At 41.0% G+C, this 16,482-nt stretch carries 18 protein-coding genes; 9 read left to right on the top strand and 9 right to left on the bottom strand.

The window, feature by feature from the left end; translation table 11 throughout:
* Positions 1–66: 66 nt before the first annotated feature.
* The gene (locus tag Q0A08_RS18305; RefSeq protein WP_438462906.1) at positions 67–1,182 is read left to right on the top strand and encodes a substrate-binding domain-containing protein; all 1,116 of its coding nucleotides are present in this window, start codon (positions 67–69) and stop codon (positions 1,180–1,182) included.
* Positions 1,183–1,278: 96 nt separating this feature from the next.
* Here the strand turns inward: Q0A08_RS18305 and Q0A08_RS18310 are convergent, their stop codons facing one another.
* Positions 1,279–2,529: an MFS transporter gene (locus Q0A08_RS18310; RefSeq protein ID WP_438462907.1), complete on the bottom strand. Its 1,251-nt coding sequence runs from the start codon at positions 2,527–2,529 to the stop codon at positions 1,279–1,281.
* Between the two features lie 93 nt (positions 2,530–2,622).
* On the opposite strand from Q0A08_RS18310, the gene Q0A08_RS18315 reads away from it, so the two are divergent.
* From Q0A08_RS18315 to Q0A08_RS18325, 3 genes are all read left to right on the top strand, one after another.
* Positions 2,623–4,440 (top strand): ABC transporter substrate-binding protein, encoded by a 1,818-nt coding sequence (locus tag Q0A08_RS18315; protein WP_438462908.1) that lies wholly within the window; start codon positions 2,623–2,625, stop codon positions 4,438–4,440.
* Positions 4,441–4,663: 223 nt separating this feature from the next.
* Complete coding sequence (locus tag Q0A08_RS18320; protein WP_438462909.1) at positions 4,664–5,035, top strand: hypothetical protein; 372 nt, start codon at positions 4,664–4,666, stop codon at positions 5,033–5,035.
* 17 nt (positions 5,036–5,052) lie between these two features.
* The gene (locus Q0A08_RS18325) at positions 5,053–5,352 is read left to right on the top strand and encodes a hypothetical protein (protein WP_438462910.1); all 300 of its coding nucleotides are present in this window, start codon (positions 5,053–5,055) and stop codon (positions 5,350–5,352) included.
* Positions 5,353–5,424: 72 nt separating this feature from the next.
* On the opposite strand, the gene Q0A08_RS18330 is transcribed toward Q0A08_RS18325, so the two are convergent.
* Both Q0A08_RS18330 and Q0A08_RS18335 read right to left on the bottom strand, forming a co-directional pair.
* On the bottom strand, positions 5,425–5,655 hold the full coding sequence (locus tag Q0A08_RS18330; RefSeq protein ID WP_438462911.1) for a hexameric tyrosine-coordinated heme protein: 231 nt from the start codon (positions 5,653–5,655) through the stop codon (positions 5,425–5,427).
* 46 nt (positions 5,656–5,701) lie between these two features.
* Entirely contained in the window at positions 5,702–6,652 is a 951-nt protein-coding gene (locus Q0A08_RS18335) for a hypothetical protein (protein ID WP_438462912.1), read from the bottom strand.
* Positions 6,653–6,796: 144 nt separating this feature from the next.
* On the opposite strand from Q0A08_RS18335, the gene Q0A08_RS18340 reads away from it, so the two are divergent.
* The gene (locus Q0A08_RS18340; protein WP_438462913.1) at positions 6,797–7,213 is read left to right on the top strand and encodes a MarR family winged helix-turn-helix transcriptional regulator; all 417 of its coding nucleotides are present in this window, start codon (positions 6,797–6,799) and stop codon (positions 7,211–7,213) included.
* 77 nt (positions 7,214–7,290) lie between these two features.
* On the opposite strand, the gene Q0A08_RS18345 is transcribed toward Q0A08_RS18340, so the two are convergent.
* From Q0A08_RS18345 to Q0A08_RS18355, 3 genes are all read right to left on the bottom strand, one after another.
* A complete protein-coding gene (locus Q0A08_RS18345; RefSeq protein WP_009832963.1) occupies positions 7,291–7,710 on the bottom strand; it encodes a secondary thiamine-phosphate synthase enzyme YjbQ in 420 nt (139 codons plus the stop codon).
* A gap of 160 nt (positions 7,711–7,870) precedes the next feature.
* Positions 7,871–8,908, bottom strand: coding sequence for an MBL fold metallo-hydrolase (locus Q0A08_RS18350; RefSeq protein ID WP_438462914.1), 1,038 nt, complete (start codon positions 8,906–8,908; stop codon positions 7,871–7,873).
* A 33-nt stretch (positions 8,909–8,941) separates the two neighbouring features.
* A complete protein-coding gene (locus tag Q0A08_RS18355) occupies positions 8,942–9,838 on the bottom strand; it encodes an SDR family NAD(P)-dependent oxidoreductase (protein ID WP_438462915.1) in 897 nt (298 codons plus the stop codon).
* Positions 9,839–10,074: 236 nt separating this feature from the next.
* On the opposite strand from Q0A08_RS18355, the gene Q0A08_RS18360 reads away from it, so the two are divergent.
* Positions 10,075–10,650 carry a TetR/AcrR family transcriptional regulator gene (locus tag Q0A08_RS18360; RefSeq protein WP_438462916.1) on the top strand — a complete coding sequence of 192 codons (576 nt, stop codon included), beginning with the start codon at positions 10,075–10,077 and terminating at the stop codon, positions 10,648–10,650.
* 98 nt (positions 10,651–10,748) lie between these two features.
* Here Q0A08_RS18360 and Q0A08_RS18365 read toward each other — a convergent pair whose 3' ends face one another.
* On the bottom strand, positions 10,749–12,020 hold the full coding sequence (locus tag Q0A08_RS18365; protein WP_438462917.1) for an aminotransferase class V-fold PLP-dependent enzyme: 1,272 nt from the start codon (positions 12,018–12,020) through the stop codon (positions 10,749–10,751).
* A 252-nt stretch (positions 12,021–12,272) separates the two neighbouring features.
* Here Q0A08_RS18365 and Q0A08_RS18370 point away from each other — a divergent pair, with 252 nt between their 5' ends.
* The gene (locus Q0A08_RS18370; RefSeq protein WP_438462918.1) at positions 12,273–12,746 is read left to right on the top strand and encodes an Lrp/AsnC family transcriptional regulator; all 474 of its coding nucleotides are present in this window, start codon (positions 12,273–12,275) and stop codon (positions 12,744–12,746) included.
* A 3-nt stretch (positions 12,747–12,749) separates the two neighbouring features.
* On the opposite strand, the gene Q0A08_RS18375 is transcribed toward Q0A08_RS18370, so the two are convergent.
* Together Q0A08_RS18375 and Q0A08_RS18380 are read right to left on the bottom strand one after the other, a co-directional pair.
* Positions 12,750–12,953 carry a DeoR family transcriptional regulator gene (locus tag Q0A08_RS18375; RefSeq protein WP_438462919.1) on the bottom strand — a complete coding sequence of 68 codons (204 nt, stop codon included), beginning with the start codon at positions 12,951–12,953 and terminating at the stop codon, positions 12,750–12,752.
* Positions 12,954–12,979: 26 nt separating this feature from the next.
* Entirely contained in the window at positions 12,980–14,203 is a 1,224-nt protein-coding gene (locus tag Q0A08_RS18380) for an MFS transporter (protein WP_438462920.1), read from the bottom strand.
* Between the two features lie 150 nt (positions 14,204–14,353).
* Here Q0A08_RS18380 and Q0A08_RS18385 point away from each other — a divergent pair, with 150 nt between their 5' ends.
* Both Q0A08_RS18385 and Q0A08_RS18390 read left to right on the top strand, forming a co-directional pair.
* A complete protein-coding gene (locus Q0A08_RS18385; RefSeq protein ID WP_438462921.1) occupies positions 14,354–15,259 on the top strand; it encodes an AraC family transcriptional regulator in 906 nt (301 codons plus the stop codon).
* 152 nt (positions 15,260–15,411) lie between these two features.
* Positions 15,412–16,326, top strand: coding sequence for a LysR family transcriptional regulator (locus tag Q0A08_RS18390; RefSeq protein ID WP_438462922.1), 915 nt, complete (start codon positions 15,412–15,414; stop codon positions 16,324–16,326).
* The last annotated feature ends 156 nt before the right edge of the window (positions 16,327–16,482 follow it).

Here is a 16,482-nt window from a genome sequence, read left to right on the forward strand (position 1 = left end):
CTTAATTTATCAATTTTAATAGTATAAGATAAGAATATTCCACAATCTGTTTAGTTGGTGTAAACCATGTATATACGTACTCTTAGCTACTTTTGTAATGTTTTTTTACTGACTTTCCTCACATTTCCGACTTTTCTTAGCGCTTACGACACCAATCAAACTCGATTGGAAAAGGCCCAAGATGAGCAAGAGAAACTAAAAGCGTTCCAATTAACGGTTACTGCAGAAGCGGCACCAATAGATGTAAAACTGAAAGACCCAGTTCGTATTGCCATCATATATCCAAGCGCAGATATTTCTGATTTTTGGGTGAGAAATTACACAGCGATGACGAAACGTTTGATGGAGTTAGAGCTGCCTTTCGTAATTGATCAATATACGTCTAGGCAAATAGAGCACTCTTTACAAACACAACATACCCGCACAGTGTTAAATAATACAAATACGTATGACTTTGTTATTTTTGGCCCTTCTGAGTTAGAACTGCAATCTAACAATATTCAAAAGCTAGCAGCATCCGACAAATTTAAAACCTTTATTTGGGCTTTTCATACGCCAAACCCAAGCTGGGAACATCAACCCGATGCTTGGTTTGATTTCTCAAGTGCAATGGGGGCAGAAGTGTTGTGCAACTATGTGGTTGCGCGCCTAGGAAATGGTATTGAATTTGCTGCTAATCGAGGGATTCCTGGTATTACCGATACGCAACGATCTCAGGGTTTTATCGATTGTGTTGAGGAAAAAGCAAACTGGATAAACAACTACGAACATTTTGGTCAGTATCAAAAATTGGGTGGCTCAGATGGGGTTAAACTCTTTCTTGATAACTTCCCAGAAATAGAAATGATTCATAACGCCAACACGGCAATGACAATGGGTGCGGTTGATACATTGGGAGAAGCGAACAAACTGGCTGATATGTTTGTGACAGGCTGGGGCGGAACAGCAAAAGAAATTGAGAAAATAAAACTGGGTGAACTCAGTGCAACGCCCATGAGAATGAGTGATGACTTAGGTGTCGCAACGGCCGAGTCGATTAAACTGCATATCCAAAAAAGAGAAGGCGATATACCAGAACGTTACCTAGGCAGAATTCTGGTAGTACATGATGAAATGACCCATTTTGAGCTTGATGCCTATACCAAAGAAGCCTTTCGCTATTCGGGTATTAGGCAAGATTAAAAGGTTAAATATCTGCCTTGCTCTCATCAAATTGGATGGGAGCTAATTTCTCTAAAAGTACTTTCATTCTAAGCACTTAAGTTTAAAGCACTCACCCTATTCCAAATAACTCACCCTTGTCATAAATAACACACCCGCGGTAAAGGCTTGGATAATAAAACAAAGAATAAAGATGGTATCAATACCGTACGCAGTAACTAGGTAACCAGAGCTTGCAAGTCCTGCTGGCATCAAAAGTTTAAAGAGAGAGCCTGTGATTCCTGTCACACGTCCTAATTGATGCTCATCAAAAGCTTCTTGTCGGTAACTCCAAATGCAAATGTTGCCATAAAGCCCAATGGCGCTGATCCAGAAGAAGGCGAATAGAAGCGCCCAAGTATTGGTATAGATAAGCGGCATAATAAAGCCAATCGATTCTAGAAAAATAGACACAATCAGCAATAAGCCTATGCCCATATGTTTGCGTACTCTATCTGCCGTAAAAGAACCAATCAATCCGCCTATTCCTGACGCTGCAGCTAGGTAACCTATATCTAGATGTGATAGCGCCAGCGTCGCTTTGGCATAGTAGATTGCCTGTATCCAAAAAATAGCACCAGTGGTATTGATGACCATCACAGCTAAGGTGATATACCACATGTTTTTATTGCGATAGAGGATGATAAAACCTTCTTTTAAAGATGCCCAAATGGAGGCTTTAACCTGTATTTTTAAAGGCGTTACTTGAAGGCGATTAAGTTGAAAGTAGGCGATTAGGTAAAAAAGACAAACTAGCAAAAAGACGTTATGTAGCGCAGACATAAGTAGCAAAGCACCAGATAAAACAGGCCCTATGGTCTCAAGCAAACTGTAGAGAGAGCTCATGCGGGCAGTGGCCGTGTTTTGTAATGACTGTGGTAGCGCGTTTTTCATCATTCCCATACGGGCATTGTGATAGCCATAGTTAAACGCCATCATCAAAAAAGCACAGGGAAAAAGGGCGATGAGTGGATTATCAAGCCAGCGTACGGCCGAGTAAGAGGTGACGAGCATGGCTATCTGGCCTATCAGCATACATTGGGACCAGCGCTTCTTATTGAACCTATCAACCCAGACACCAATAAAGAGTGCTAACAATAGATTAGGTAAGAACTCCACTGCTCGCATCCAGCCCATCATTTGGGCTGATTGAGTCAGTTCATAGACAAGTAAGGGCAGGGCGAGATCATAGATTTTTGCCCCAAAAGCAACAAAAAAAGCACTAGAGAACAAAATCAAAAAACGGCTATTTTGCCAAATATTAGCTTGGTTCTTATTCTGACCTTCATGGTTTTGAGTCTTGTCTTGAGTGTGGCTACTTGCTGCCATTGTTATCTTCCTTTTCAAATTTGGCGGTTTCTTCTATTATCGAAATTAAAAGATGAAGAAAAATAAAAAGATAAGATAAGGATTTCACCTTTTATGCATTATTGGAAAGCGCTGGCATTTTTAAGGTCTCGATTAATTTTGAACCAAGTCACTCCACTCTCGTTAGATGAATTGACTCAAGCCCTAGGCTGTACACGTCGTAACGCCCAACTCATCATCAAAAAGCTAGAAAAAGAGGGTTGGATTGAATGGCAAGCAGGCATTGGCCGTGGCAACTTACCGCGTATTAAACTGATAAAACCTTTGCATAAGGTTCTACAGGATCAAGCGGATGTTTTGATTCGCGATAATAAGCTAGATCAAGCTTTGTTATTAATTGAAGCAGATCAAAGGGACGCATTTTTAGTATCTTACATAGAGCGTTTTCAGAGTGAAAATCTAGGTATAAATAGTGATCGGGATATACTGCAAATACCTTTTTATCGCGGCACTCATAGCCTTGACCCTATCTATGTTGCAAGGCGTACAGAAAGCCATATCACACGCTATTTATATAGCAATCTATTAACGTTTGATCCACGAAAAAGCACCATTGAAGGTGACCTTGCTATTGATTGGAATCGAGATGGCAATACTTGGTTTTTCACCCTTAGAAAAGGGCTTAAATTTCATGATGCTAGTCCGCTTAAAGCGCAAGATGTTAAAGCTCATTTTGATCGGCTAACAGCGGCAGATCACCAAAATAGCCAATTGTTTAGCTGTATCAAAAAGGTGGAAGTGCTAGATCCGTTACGATTAGTGTTTCACATGCAATCACTGTCTGGGCATTTGCCTGCGTTACTCACAAATACCCCAGCAGGCATTTCGAAAGAAGTCTTGGATGGCGAGAAAACAAACATTATCGGCAGCGGTAGTTTTGTCTTAACTGAGCAAAATAACTGGTTAACCAGACTCACTGCTTTTGAACATTTTCATGGCTTTCGGCCTTGGATGGATGGTATTGAGATTTGGAATATTGGTGACAAAGCAAAGGACTTTAAACTTCATTGTGACCTAGTACACCCGCACCCACTTGCCGAAATTTCAATGAATCAAAGGCCTGACTTTGAACAAAAGGTCCAATGGGAAAAAGGCTGTGAATATGTCTTGATCAATGCCAATAAAAGTTACTTTTTAGAGACTGAAGAGAACAGGCTTTTATTGCAAACCCTACTACAGGCCTTAGGTGTTCCGCAGAATATTTTAGAAGATAAAGGTGAGTTAGTCAGCTTCGCCACAGGTATGTTATCCATCCCTCAAGCACCGCCTTACTCCTTACCAAAAATACAAAAAGAGACAGCTAAGAAAATCGCAAAAACACTGTTAAAGAATATAATTCACGATAGAGATGCTGGAGATGATAACGATCGAAAAACAGCCAATCAAGACGATAGTCGTCTACAGATACTCACTTATCCACTGCCACAGCATATTGCCATTGCCAAACATTACTATGAACAACTTAATAATCTGGGGCTAGCCTGTGATTATAGGGTAGAAGAATTCCCCATTTTTAGTCGTAATGAAACCCAGCGAAAAGCAGATATCATTATTTCAGGTGAGGTCTTTAGCGAAAACATCATGGATATGAATTGGATCGGTTGGTTTAAAGGCTGTTCCGCGCTTGAAGAGTGCTTTAATTCAGCACAAAGAGCATGGCGCGATAATGAGTTAGAGCAGATATTCCAACAAGAAAATGAAACAGAACGCTCTGTTTTGTTCGAGAAAATGGAATCAGAGCTGGTGGAGAAAGGTATTTATTTACCTCTTTTTCATGTGCAGCAACAGCTTAACCAAGCGGATACGTTAAACCCTATGGAACTACTCGCTAACGGTTGGATAGATTTTAATACAGTGACTTTTAAGGCCTGATTTTAAGTTTATTGAGAGGGTGATAATTGATACTGGTTTAGTATTTAATAACCTTTAAAAACAGGTGTTTAACCTTTTTATTGCCGATTTTATTTTTGTTTTTTTGATATGCTCTTTGAACATTAATTTAAGGAACAAATCGAAAATGAAGAACACATTGACTAAGTCCTATTCAACCTTCTTTCTGCTGTTACTTTTTGTTGTATTTCTCACAGGATGTAGCATGAAGTTGGTTGCCAATTATGACCCACAAAGTTTGAATCAATTAGAGCTCATAAATAAAAAAATAGACCGACTGTATTTAACGATGAAAATGCAGCCTGAAGTTCAGCGCACTTATTCTCATTTTCAACAAAACTATGTAGATATTGATGTGGATATTAGAGCTTATGAAAGGCGTCAACAAATGCGCGAAAAGAATGAAGAAAGCATTAAACAAGCCGCCATTCTTGCAAGCTTGTGGCAACAAGACATGCAAACTCATAAGCAAAAAACTACGCTCAGCGACTTTATGATTAAGCGTAGGAAAGCCCAATATCAGCGTTTAATTTCCAGCATGCTTGAAGCTGAAATGGCGAAAAAAATAACGGACTAATCATGGAGGTTTAAAGCATGAGTCATCAATTAGAAAATGCGTTAGCGAGTATAAAGCAAACACTTGCTAAAGAAGACTTAACGAGTGAGTTATCAAGTGCAATAGAAGCAAGCTTTGCTAAAAATAGTGTCTCGCTAGACGAGCTGATTCAAGCGCGAGAAGAAGGGGAGCTGACTCTAGAGGAATTCCAAGAAGAGCTTGAACGGGAGAAGCAGATCCAAGAAGCTGAATTACTGACTTTACAGGTGGCCGCCAAAGCGAAAGTGCAAAAAGTCATGGACGCTGTATTTGATGCCTTACTGAGTGGTTTGAAATAGCCAGCTTTCCAAAAATAGATATAAAAAGAGGTTTAAGCCGAGTTTAAACCTCTTTTTTGAGTCGCTAGACTATTATTTCTGCCAGAAGTTGTTCGCTTGGGCAACAGTTTGAAAATTAGTCGCTATTACCTGTGAAGAGGCAATAAGACTATCGGCATCTTGCTCATAAACAGGACGTAGTTTTTTACGCACATCATCGCTTGGTTGAGTGTACTTTACGCCCATTCTGGATAGTTTGATGGCTAACTCATAGCCTGTTTGTGGGTCATCTGTTAATAAACTGGTTAACCATTGATCGCTCATTTTGTATTCCTCTTTTTTTGCTAGAAGGTTCTGTTTGGTGGATGGGTTATTGCTCACTTAAACGGCGACCAAACGAAATTGCATAGGCATTACGTCTTGCTTGTAACAAAGGGTCGTCAGAAGGCTGGAATCCGCTGGATAAAACCAATGGATCAAAATTAAGGTTCCTACAGGCGCCGGTTTCTTGCTGGCTAATAGACGTCACTTTTAACCTAGCGCCAATAATTTGAGTATGTTCTCCTTCCCATGGCATTGCCGCGTTATCAATTGCATCCTCTTTATTGGCTAAGGTTATGACCATATCCCAGCTAACTTCCCCTGCTGCAAGGTTTTTTTGCATGTTCTGATAGAAAAAATTATGAGTAGGCTCCAACACGACACCTTGTTCATTCACAGGTTTAAATGACCATCTAATGGCTGTCTTTTTTCCAAGATCATTCTCAAGATAAAAGCTGTTAATGCTATTAAATTGAGTGCCTTCGTAAGGGGTGAGTGTTTTGGTTTTAGTGGCATTGTGAGCTTTAAAATTTTGCAGTTCTTTGCTTGATTTTTTAAAGGCTTTAACCGCTGCTTTGCCTTCTGCTTTTGCTTTCATTAGCTCAGCAAAGGCTTCTGGAGTTGAAACAGGAAAGAAGTCGAGGGTATTCATCGACATCATATGGGGTTTGCCTGTAGCAGGTTTGATTGATAACCCCATGCCATATTCTGCTGGATTGTTGTCGGCGGCATGAAAGTTGCCCCCTTTATGGGATAGTCGACCAATGACCTGTGACTCATATTTAAACAAGGGGCTGGTCGAGTAGAGAGCCATCCTTTTATCCATAGGTTGTAGCGTCCCTGTAAAACAGAAACCTTTACTATGGTTTCGGCGTTCGCCTTCGGTTACGCCAAAGAGCTTCTCGAAAGAGTTTACTGTCGAAAGTGCCGTCTTATCAGCCATTGCTGGCAAGGTTTGTACCGCGACTAATACCGCACCGATATAAGCTAACTTACGCATAAAGATCACCTCATGTTTTTATTTATGATCAAACTATTTGTGTGAATACTATTCGTGCGCTAACTATTCGTCAACTAAATATTGTGTTGTTAATAATTAAACGGCAAAATGTTTTTATATAAACTATTCGTAAAAGGTGATTTTTTGTCCGTTGCTCAATTAGATAACCAGCTCTGTTTTGCCGTTTATTCAGCCTCTAATTACCTAACGAGTATTTATAGGCCGTTATTGGAGCCGTTAGAACTCACATATACGCAATTTTTAGTGCTTATGTCGCTTTGGCAGGAAGATCAGATTTCAATTAGTTTGTTAGCAAAGAGGACTGGATTGAGTAAGGCCACCATGACGCCTTTGTTAAAGCGCTTAGAGCAAAAAGACTTGATACGCAGAGATGCGATAGAAGGAAATGACCGCCAAAAAAGTATCGTACTAACGAGTGCAGGACGAGAGTTATCCTTACAAAGTGAATCCATCACAGAGCAGGCTTTTTGTAATACTGGATTAGATAAAGCGGAAGCGGAACAAATGATAAAACTGTGCCGAAAACTCATGACTTCATAAGGTCGTATTTGCCTCATTTCAGCGAGTTCTTATTATGAACATGCCTTTGAGTTATTCAAAGGCATGACTTAAAAGCATTACTCCCCTTGCAGCGTTACTACTATTTTTCTTGGGCCCCCATGGTCCCTGTGTTCACATAAATACACTCCTTGCCAAATACCTATGTTGAGTTTGCCATTAGAGATAGGCAGGCTTTGGCTTGCCCCTAATAAGCTGGCTTTGATATGGGCCGGCATGTCGTCTGGGCCTTCGTAAATATGCTCGTAATAGGGGGCATTTTCAGGCGCTATCACATTGAAGTGTGATTCCATGTCCGTGCGCACACTTGGGTCAGCATTTTCGTTGATGGTAAGAGATGCTGAGGTGTGTTTGATGAAGAGGTTCATCAAACCTATGTTGAGTTTTCTAAGTTCAGGTAATTGAGCTAGCAGCTCATCCGTAATCAGGTGAAAGCCTCGTGACTTGGCTTTAATGGTTATTTCTTTTTGAATCCACATGCTTGCTTACCCAGAGATTAATAATTATCAAATAGGGTAATGTTTATTTTCCATCTTATAAACTCTTTAGAGGGAGTTTATAAGATGGTCTTTTTACAAAGCCTGATTAATGTGAGTTAGGCGTACTTTTTATAAGAGGTGAACGCTTAGATTGCTTTCTTTATTGACTACTTTTTACTGAGAAGGTGACAGGCTTGCCGATCTCCAAGGTGATGAAGTCAGACAAGGCGACACCGGCTTCTATCTTTGCTTGATCCAATAATGTGACTGGATCTGTTCGTGATTCGGCGCTTAATTGAAAGGTGCCATAGTGCATGCCAATCGAAACACCAGAGTGTAAATCTTGGTGAGCTTGTACTGCTTCAAACGGGTCTAAATGGACAGGTTTAAAGAATTGCCTTGGAGCATAAGCGCCAATAGGAATGAGTGAAATATCCATGGCCCCAAATTGCTGAAAGGCTTTCTTATAGTGATCGGCATAGCCGCTATCGCCGCCAAAATATATTTTCTTGCCGGCGAGTTGCATGTAGAAACCACCCCAAAGAGTGCTGTCTCTATCTAATAGTGTACGACCTGAAAAGTGCTGAACTTCTAAGAACCAGAGTTTAAAGTTATCACCAATTTGTGCGCTGTCACCCCAGTCCATTTCTAAGGTGTTTTCTGATCTTTTTAAACGGCTTGCGACGCCAAGGCCCATGTAAATTTTTGGATTATCACGCTCAATAAGTTGGTTAATTGAACTTAAATCTAGGTGGTCATAATGGTCGTGACTGATAATGATGACATCAATTTGAGGTAAGTTTTCAAGCTCTATACCAGGCTTGTGGATGCGTTTAGGGCCAGCAAAAGAAACTGGGCTGGTACGTTCTGAAAAGACGGGGTCCGTTAAAATATTTAGGTTAGCGCCTTGAATCAAAAAGCTCGCATGGTTGATAAATGTGATCCGTGTATTGTCGCCCTGTACACGCTCTAATGGATTTTTATCTTCTTCTGTGGTTATCCATTCTGGCCATTCAGCCTGTTCTATATCGCTGGTTAATCCTCCCCAGACGATATCCCAAAATGAACTTGTTTTAACATTGGTGCTATTGTGAAAGGCGCCATCTTTAAAGTTTTTTGAGTTGTTACGGTTATCTGTTTTGTTAATTGCACAAGCAACAGACAAAATACAGAAGAGTAGAATTAAGGGCATTTTCATAATCAAAAACCTGAAGTAGTAAGTAAGGGAAAATTAAAGGTAAGGCGCTGCAAGTGACTCTAATTGCTGCCATAGGCGCGCAGACTTTTCTTGGTCTAGTGCAGGGTCACTTTTGGGCAGGTTCACTAACCCCATTTTGTTATGCCAATAACTGCCTCTGGGTAAGGTTTGTGTCGCAGCAATTAGAGCTGACTGAGCGCCAGCTTGTTCTGAAATGAGTAAACGGTTTCTAAGCCAAGCGGCAAAGCCTACTTTGGCACCCGAAAAACCACTTGCAACGACCCCAGGGTGAACCGAAATAGGGTGAAGGCTTGGATAGCGGCTTGTTAGCTCTAGTGATTGCCAAAGGTTACCTAGTTTGCTTCTCGAATAGGCTTTTTGCATCTGATCAAAGCTTGCGTTTGCATTGCATTCGTCTTCCATGATGTAAATATCGCCACTTGTCATGATAATTCGAGCATCTGTGGCTAATAGGTTTCGATCAATTAAAAGTCGATAAAGGATATGGTGTCCTAAAACGTTAGCAGCGAAGGTTCTTTCTACACCGTCTGAAGTCACTTCTGCCTCTCTGGAGACTAGACCTGCATTACAAATGACAATATCGAATGGCTCATTGATATGTGAGTTTACGGCTGTCACTATGCTGGCAGAATTTGTTAGGTCTGCTTGTATTGTTTTAAGGCCCTCAATCGTATTCGTGCCTTGAGATATTCCTCTTGCCATGGCTGTTACTTTGGCTCCTCGTGCAATGAGATCACGAGAAATAAACTCGCCGACCCCTGCAGCACCACCCGTTACCAGTACTCGTTTACCATCAAGGCGAGGTTCTTTCGGGCAGCTAATGGTTTTCCCTTTCTGGCCTAAAATACAGTTAAAAACGCGAAAGTATTTATTCTTCAACGGTGCTTTATGAGGGTGCTGAAAGGGCATATGTATCTCCAAAACTGACAAATGACATTTTACGATAAATGTCATTTGTCAGTTTGTCAACGCAATGAAACCTAAGCGCTAGCATCGTTTTTACTGGATGAGTGGTGAAAACGCTCTGTTTGACAGGGTTTTATCATGGCGGTAGCATCTAAAAAAATTGTACGAATAACAGAAAATGTCGAGTGTCATTCGTTGTAAAATAGAATCTAAAGCTATTTTTGAACTAGGGAGAATGTGTGTTAACGACAGATAAAATTCTTGATGCTGCCGAAGAGGTCTTACGTAAATATGGACCAAGAAAAATTACCGTCGTCGATGTCGCGCGCTCATTAGATGTCAGCCATGGCACCGTATATCGCCATTTTGCAACCAAGGTAGATCTTCACGAAGCGATTACTAGCCGTTGGCTGCAAAGAGTGTCTCAACCGTTACTTGCAATCTCTACAAAGAAATCCAGCCCTAAAGCAAGATTACGTGAGTGGTTTGAGGCCTTGATGAAACTTAAGCACGACCTAGTGATAAACGAAGTTGAAATGTTTGAGTCATATTCTGCACTTGCCCAGACTATGCCAGAAGAGAAAAAGGCGATTCACATTAATGCCATGCTCAAAATGATCCAAGCAATTTTAGAGGACGGTAAAGAAGCGGATGAGTTTGAGTTTGAAGAAAGTGAGGTTACTGCTCGTTGCTTATTCTTTGCGACGGTTCGTTATCATCACCCTTTGCATGCGCCTGAGTGGACTCACGAACATATCTATGAAGACTTTGATCAGCTCTTTAAATTACTGGAAAGGGCTATTCATAAGGCTTAGTTAGTATCTTTCATTATTAGCTAAGCTTAAAAGCCTATATCTCCACATTAAAGATCGATTGAGCGTGGAGATATAGGTTAATTAAACGGCTAGCTAGTCTAATTTTTAGCAAAGTATTCTTGTAATAAACTAATTAATTGCTCTACTTCTTCAACCCTATTGTAGTGAGCCATACTGATGCGAATAACCCCTTTGCTTAGGTCTTGAATCCCCATGGCTTCAAGTAAACGATAAGCATAAAAATGGCTGTTAGCTACTGCAATGCCTGCCTCTCCCAAATGGGCTGTGATACTGGTAGGGCAATGCTCTAGAATCTCAAGCGCAAAGTTCGCTTCTCGCCCTTGCATGGTATTTTTACCTAGCAGTTTAATGGGTAGATTCTTTATCCCTTCTAAGAAAATACTGCCAAGTTTGTCTTCATGGTCTTGCATGAGTTTGGCTATCTCTTGTGCTTTTTCATAACTGCTTTTATCTTGCGCTTCGGTCTGATCAAAGTGATGTTGGTGCATGCTTAAGAAGAAGCTTTCTAACCCAGCAAGGGCGGCAATCGAACCATGATCAGGGCCTGCTGAATCGAGTAAACGCCAGTTTTTGGTTTGCTCGTTAAAAAAGTGGCATTGGGGAGTCAGTAGTGACATGAAATCAGGTGCAACATACATGATGCCATGGTGTGTCCCGAAGGTTTTATAGGTGCTAAAGCAGTAGGCATCAACCTTGTAAGAGGGAATGTCAGGCCAGGCATGAGGGGCAAAAGACACCCCATCAACAACCACTTTGGCTCCCACTTTATGAGCGAGATCGGCGATCTCATTGATAGGGTTTTCAGTACCAATAATATTGGAAGAGTGAGTCACACTAACCAGTTTGGTTTTATGGCTCAGTAGGCGTTTAAATACATCAAGCTCAAGTTCGCCTGTTTCTGGGTTGATAGGCAAAAGTTTAAGACTGATATTTTTTGCTTTGGCTAATCTTTCCCAACCGCCAATATTAGATTCGTGATCTTGTTGGGTAACGATAATTTCATCCCCTTCATGGATGAATCCAGCACAAGCTTGGCTTAGGGTATTAAAGTTTTGAGTAGAAGATGCACCTATTGTAATCGTGTCTTCGTCTAGGCCTAGGAGGTCGGCAATGGCTTTTCGACCCGCATCCATTTGTTCGCCAGCGGCCTTGCCTATTGGGTTGTTAGAGTATGGCTGTACTTTATTATTCAGGTAAAAGTGATTGAGCCTTTCTATCACAGCTTTAGCGGTAAAGGTGCCAGCAGCATTGTCAAAAAAGCCTTGGATAGCGGGCTTATCTAGCTGGAAAAAAGGAAACTGCTGTCTTGCGAATGTGACATCAAGGGTCGTCTTTTGCGCTGTTGTCATTGTCTTTCACCTTTCTAATTTATCAATTAATTGGTTTAGAATTCTTTCTTTATTGTTGACTTACTCATTGACTTGTTTGTTGAAAAGTAAGCCTTTTATAGGGTTTCAATTTAGCTTTTTGAAAGACCTTGTTATCATCATTAAGGCATCTCTTAAGCTTGATTAAAGTATAATTTGAGGGTTTGATGCCTTACATGACGCATTGCTGTTTTAATCTGTGATTTACCGACAAAGTGAAGGTGAAACCCGAGTATGACTTACCATTTAAAAAAAGAGCCGGATGCCCTTGATTGGAAGATCTTAAGTGAGCTGCAAAAGGACGCTAGAATGTCCTTTTCTGAACTAAGTGAAAAGGTATCGCTTTCAAGGCCTGCAGTTGCTGAAAGGGTAAAGCGTTTAGAAGAAGCCAATATCATTACCGGCTATAGCGCCAATATTAATTTGAAGGCCTTGGGTTACCCAATTTCTGCCTATTTGACAGTGTCTGTAAACCAAACCAAGTTTAAATCCGTGGTGGATTCGTTAAAGCAAATCCCCGAAATTACCGAGTGTATTCGCCTTGCTGGACAAGACGATATTATTGTGAAAATTGTGGCAAGTTCGGTGGAGTACATTGCCAGCACCATAGATGCTTTATTGGAAGCTCATCCAGATTGTAAGTACGTGACCTTTGTGGTGATGGAGTCTCTGTTAGAACATGATGTAATTACCTTGTTTAAGAAATAAGCGCTATTCCTTAAGCTTGGCTTGATAGGCACTTCCTTGGGATATTTTAAGTAAATGCGCTTTTTCTAATAATTTAAAATCCTGCTGCACCTCTTTATCCGTTAGCTGGAATCGCTGACATAATTCCGCACTGGATACCTTGCCTTTTAGTGCTATCAAGAACAGAATTTTTTGCAGCCGTTGGTTGTGATCATGGCTGTTATTCATAGCAAACTCCTTGGCATAGTCGCCTGTTAAAGGTGCTCGTTATTGCTGTTGTAAGCCGTTTCCATATTCGCTGATTTACATAAGCGTTTCAGTTTCTCTGTGGTGATAAGCAAACCAAGTGCCAAAAGTAACAAGAGAGCAGGGTATAAAGCGAAAGAGAAATAAGACACTAAAGCCCCAATAATGGGTGGAACCAAGGTTGTACCAATATAAGCACATGCCATGGATAAACCTATAACAGCTTGTGATGCTGATGCGCCAAAGCGTTTTGGTGTTAGGTGTATCGTATTTGGGTAAATAGGCGCACAACCTAAACCGATCAGCATCAATCCAATGGGAGATAGCAAAATAGGGAGTGGAGAGATAAGTACAATCACGCCTAATATGATGGTGATAACGCCTAGGCGAATAAGGCTCTCTTCATTGAGTTTATCTGCGAATCTTCCTGAAACTTTTCCCGAGACAAAGCCACATAAAAAACGACCGGCGGTGATGCCAAGGTAGAACATAGCGGTCCAAAAGGCAGCATCTTTTGGGCTTAGACCTTTTTCGATACTTAAATAACTGGCAGTCCAAAGACCTGTGCCTGCTTCAAGGGCGCAGTAACAAAAGAACATGACAAGTTGAATCTTGACCCCAAAAATACCAAGAGCCTTTCTATTAGAAATAAAAGGGGTAGAGCCGGCTTCTTCTTGCTTGGCTGAGAGCGCTTTTTTCCAAAGAGGCAAGCTTGCAAAGAGTATGATGACCAAGGCAAATTGAATTAACGTAATGGCCATATAACCTTGTCGCCAGCCTTCATTTAGCATGAGATAGTTAGCCATAATGAGGGGGCCAGCCGTTGCACCCACACCCCAGAAAGAGTGCAGGTAATTCATGTGCTTAGACTCGTAGTTTTGCGCCACATAATTATTCAAGGCAGCATCCACTGCGCCCGCACCTATGCCTAAAGGAATTGCCAGTAGCATTAATGCTAAGGCAAAGTTCGCCATGCTAAAGCCCAGTAGTGCGCTTGCCGTTAATAGCACGCTAAAAGCAACCACCTTGCCGATACCAAACTGATTAATAAGCTTGGCTGTCATCAGACTCGAGATGACAGTGCCTAAGCTAATAACCAGAGAAACCGCCCCTGCAAATTCAAGACTTGCATTGAGGTTTTTGCTCATGATCGGCCAAGCTGACCCTAAGATGGCGTCAGGCAAGCCAAGGCTAATAAAAGCTAAATAGATAATGACAAGCAATAGTAGCAAGTTGGCGCTCCCTTATAGGTCAATCAAAATATAAGTTCGTTTAATGATGTGATAACAATACTGCCAGTACCTATTTAAAAATATATAAATACTAGTCTAAAATATAACGATTCTTCCAAATTAAATGTTTTGCTCAAAGGTTTTGTCTATATGCAAATTTATAAAATTGAAACCGATGAAAATGGCAGAGAGTTAACCACTCATGGCGCCAGTGACTTTCCTTGTTCCTCCTATGATGAAGTGTTTTCCGCTTTTTATGGGGGCGAAGTCCCTTGGCATTGGCATGATGAAGTGGAAATTGTGCTGGTGGTGAGAGGTCGAACTAAGGTGGAATGCATTGGCAAAAGTGAAACCTTAGAAGCAGGGGAAATGATCTTTGTGAATGCGGGTGCCTTGCATAAATTAACCGATGTTGGAGAGGAAGATTGTCGTATTCTCAATGCGGTATTTAATCCGCAAATGTTGGGAGGAATGAACTTTAGCCGTATTTATAAAAAGCATGTTTTACCTGTATTAAAGAATAAACAGCTACTGAGTGTTAAGTTTTCTAATCAGGTCATTTGGCAGCAAGCCGCGATTAATGAACTTAAACAAGCGTTCCAAGTTTGGCAGGATGAACGTGAGGATTATGAATTTGTGATGACTATGGCATTGATGAAATTTTGGCATTTATTTATTGATAATAAACCTGATATTTTGTCTGATACCCATGTTTCAAGTACCAATGAAAAACGCCTACATACTTTGCTAAATTACATTCATGAGCATCACAGTGACAGTATTTCAATTGCTGATATCAGCCATGCTGCCAATATCAGTGAGAGTGAATGTTATCGGCTATTCCGCAATGCTCTAAAAAGCACACCGAATAATTACTTACTGAACTATCGTCTCAGAATGGCGGCACATCTGCTGGTAGAAAGCGATAAACCTATAACCAAGGTCGCCTACGATACAGGGTTTAATTGCCCTGCTTATTTCGCCAAAAAGTTTAAATTAGCCTTTGAAAAAACACCTAAAACCTTTCGACAAGAGAGCCGTTTAGACACTCACTAATAGCTAAGGTTAGGCTCTTATTTACGAAGATAAAGACCTATAAAGTCTTTCATTGAATGTTAAATTCAATCGAATTTAGTTCTCTTTAGGCTATAGTTCGATCTAAACTCCTCTCTCTAATTCGGTTCAGTTTTTAGTTTCTAAGGTGATTTATGCATAAACTTCCGCCTCGTGCACTTGAGTATCTCAATGCCATCGCACGTTATAAAACCCTTAGAAAAGCGGCCGCTAGGCTCAATGTAAACCCGTCAGCCGTGAGTCGTTTGCTCTCTCAATTGGAAGAGAGTTTATTGCTCCCTCTTTGGGATAGAACCAATAGTCGTAATCCTATTACCCCAGCTGGCGAAGAGCTGCTGCAATACTATCGAAAGATGTGTGCCAGTGAACAAGCCACCTTGTCCCGCTTAGATGACATGCTTAATTTGCGTTCAGGCGAGGTGAGAATTGCTGTGGGTGAGGGAATCATAGGGGATTTAATCTCTTCTCCACTGCAATCCTTCTTAAAGAAACATAAGGATATCCAGCTCACTGTGGAAATGGCTGGCGCACAGGATGCTGTTAGCTTACTCGAAGAAGAGCATATTGATTTCGCTTTAACCTATGCCTCTGCGAACCATCCTAAATTACATTGCCATTTAGAGACCCAACATCCGTTAGAGTTAATCGTGCCACCAGGCCATGAACTGACTCAGTTGGCAGGCCCAGCGACCTTTAAGTCAGTGGTAAAATATCCCATTGCTTTGATTGATAAATCTACGGGAATGGGCCGCTTAGTCACCTTGGCAGAAGAATTGAATCACTTTAAATTAACGCCAAGTTTACGGACTAACTCTGTTTCCGCCCTGAAAAATTATGTCATGTCTGGCCTAGGCATTTCCTTTATGCCAAGACTGACGATTTGGGAAGAGATAGAGCAAGGCAAGATAGACGTTGTGCCTATGGATAACCCTGTTTTTGCAAAAGCCAAGGTTTGTGTGCTGAGTTTAGAGGGCCGAGAGCTGACGCTTGCTGCCCAAGCCCTACTTGATCACCTGTCAGAAACGATGCGTTTTTTGTCTGATACCTAATACTGAAAGAGGCTTTGTAATGCCTTGGTTTTGTCTGTTGCTTAAAATGCAACAGTTTGGGGCTTGTGGTGTCAACAGCTCAAGTTTAGTTTGTAAAAGGTGGGCTACAAAATGATCAAAAATACACAGAACTATCAAACTAATAAAAATGCTTAG

Origin of the sequence: Marinomonas sp. PE14-40, from assembly GCF_051623805.1 — a bacterium.
Lineage (GTDB): Bacteria > Pseudomonadota > Gammaproteobacteria > Pseudomonadales > Marinomonadaceae > Marinomonas.

Coding starts and splice junctions, on each gene's coding strand:
- Q0A08_RS18310 (WP_438462907.1), bottom strand. CDS start 2,529: ATGGCAGCAAGTAGCCACACTCAAGACAAGACTCAAAACCATGAAGGT.
- Q0A08_RS18315 (WP_438462908.1), top strand. CDS start 2,623: ATGCATTATTGGAAAGCGCTGGCATTTTTAAGGTCTCGATTAATTTTG.
- Q0A08_RS18320 (WP_438462909.1), top strand. CDS start 4,664: ATGAAGTTGGTTGCCAATTATGACCCACAAAGTTTGAATCAATTAGAG.
- Q0A08_RS18355 (WP_438462915.1), bottom strand. CDS start 9,838: ATGCCCTTTCAGCACCCTCATAAAGCACCGTTGAAGAATAAATACTTT.
- Q0A08_RS18350 (WP_438462914.1), bottom strand. CDS start 8,908: ATGAAAATGCCCTTAATTCTACTCTTCTGTATTTTGTCTGTTGCTTGT.
- Q0A08_RS18325 (WP_438462910.1), top strand. CDS start 5,053: ATGAGTCATCAATTAGAAAATGCGTTAGCGAGTATAAAGCAAACACTT.
- Q0A08_RS18365 (WP_438462917.1), bottom strand. CDS start 12,020: ATGACAACAGCGCAAAAGACGACCCTTGATGTCACATTCGCAAGACAG.
- Q0A08_RS18385 (WP_438462921.1), top strand. CDS start 14,354: ATGCAAATTTATAAAATTGAAACCGATGAAAATGGCAGAGAGTTAACC.
- Q0A08_RS18330 (WP_438462911.1), bottom strand. CDS start 5,655: ATGAGCGATCAATGGTTAACCAGTTTATTAACAGATGACCCACAAACA.
- Q0A08_RS18370 (WP_438462918.1), top strand. CDS start 12,273: ATGACTTACCATTTAAAAAAAGAGCCGGATGCCCTTGATTGGAAGATC.
- Q0A08_RS18305 (WP_438462906.1), top strand. CDS start 67: ATGTATATACGTACTCTTAGCTACTTTTGTAATGTTTTTTTACTGACT.
- Q0A08_RS18390 (WP_438462922.1), top strand. CDS start 15,412: ATGCATAAACTTCCGCCTCGTGCACTTGAGTATCTCAATGCCATCGCA.
- Q0A08_RS18345 (WP_009832963.1), bottom strand. CDS start 7,710: ATGTGGATTCAAAAAGAAATAACCATTAAAGCCAAGTCACGAGGCTTT.
- Q0A08_RS18335 (WP_438462912.1), bottom strand. CDS start 6,652: ATGCGTAAGTTAGCTTATATCGGTGCGGTATTAGTCGCGGTACAAACC.
- Q0A08_RS18375 (WP_438462919.1), bottom strand. CDS start 12,953: ATGAATAACAGCCATGATCACAACCAACGGCTGCAAAAAATTCTGTTC.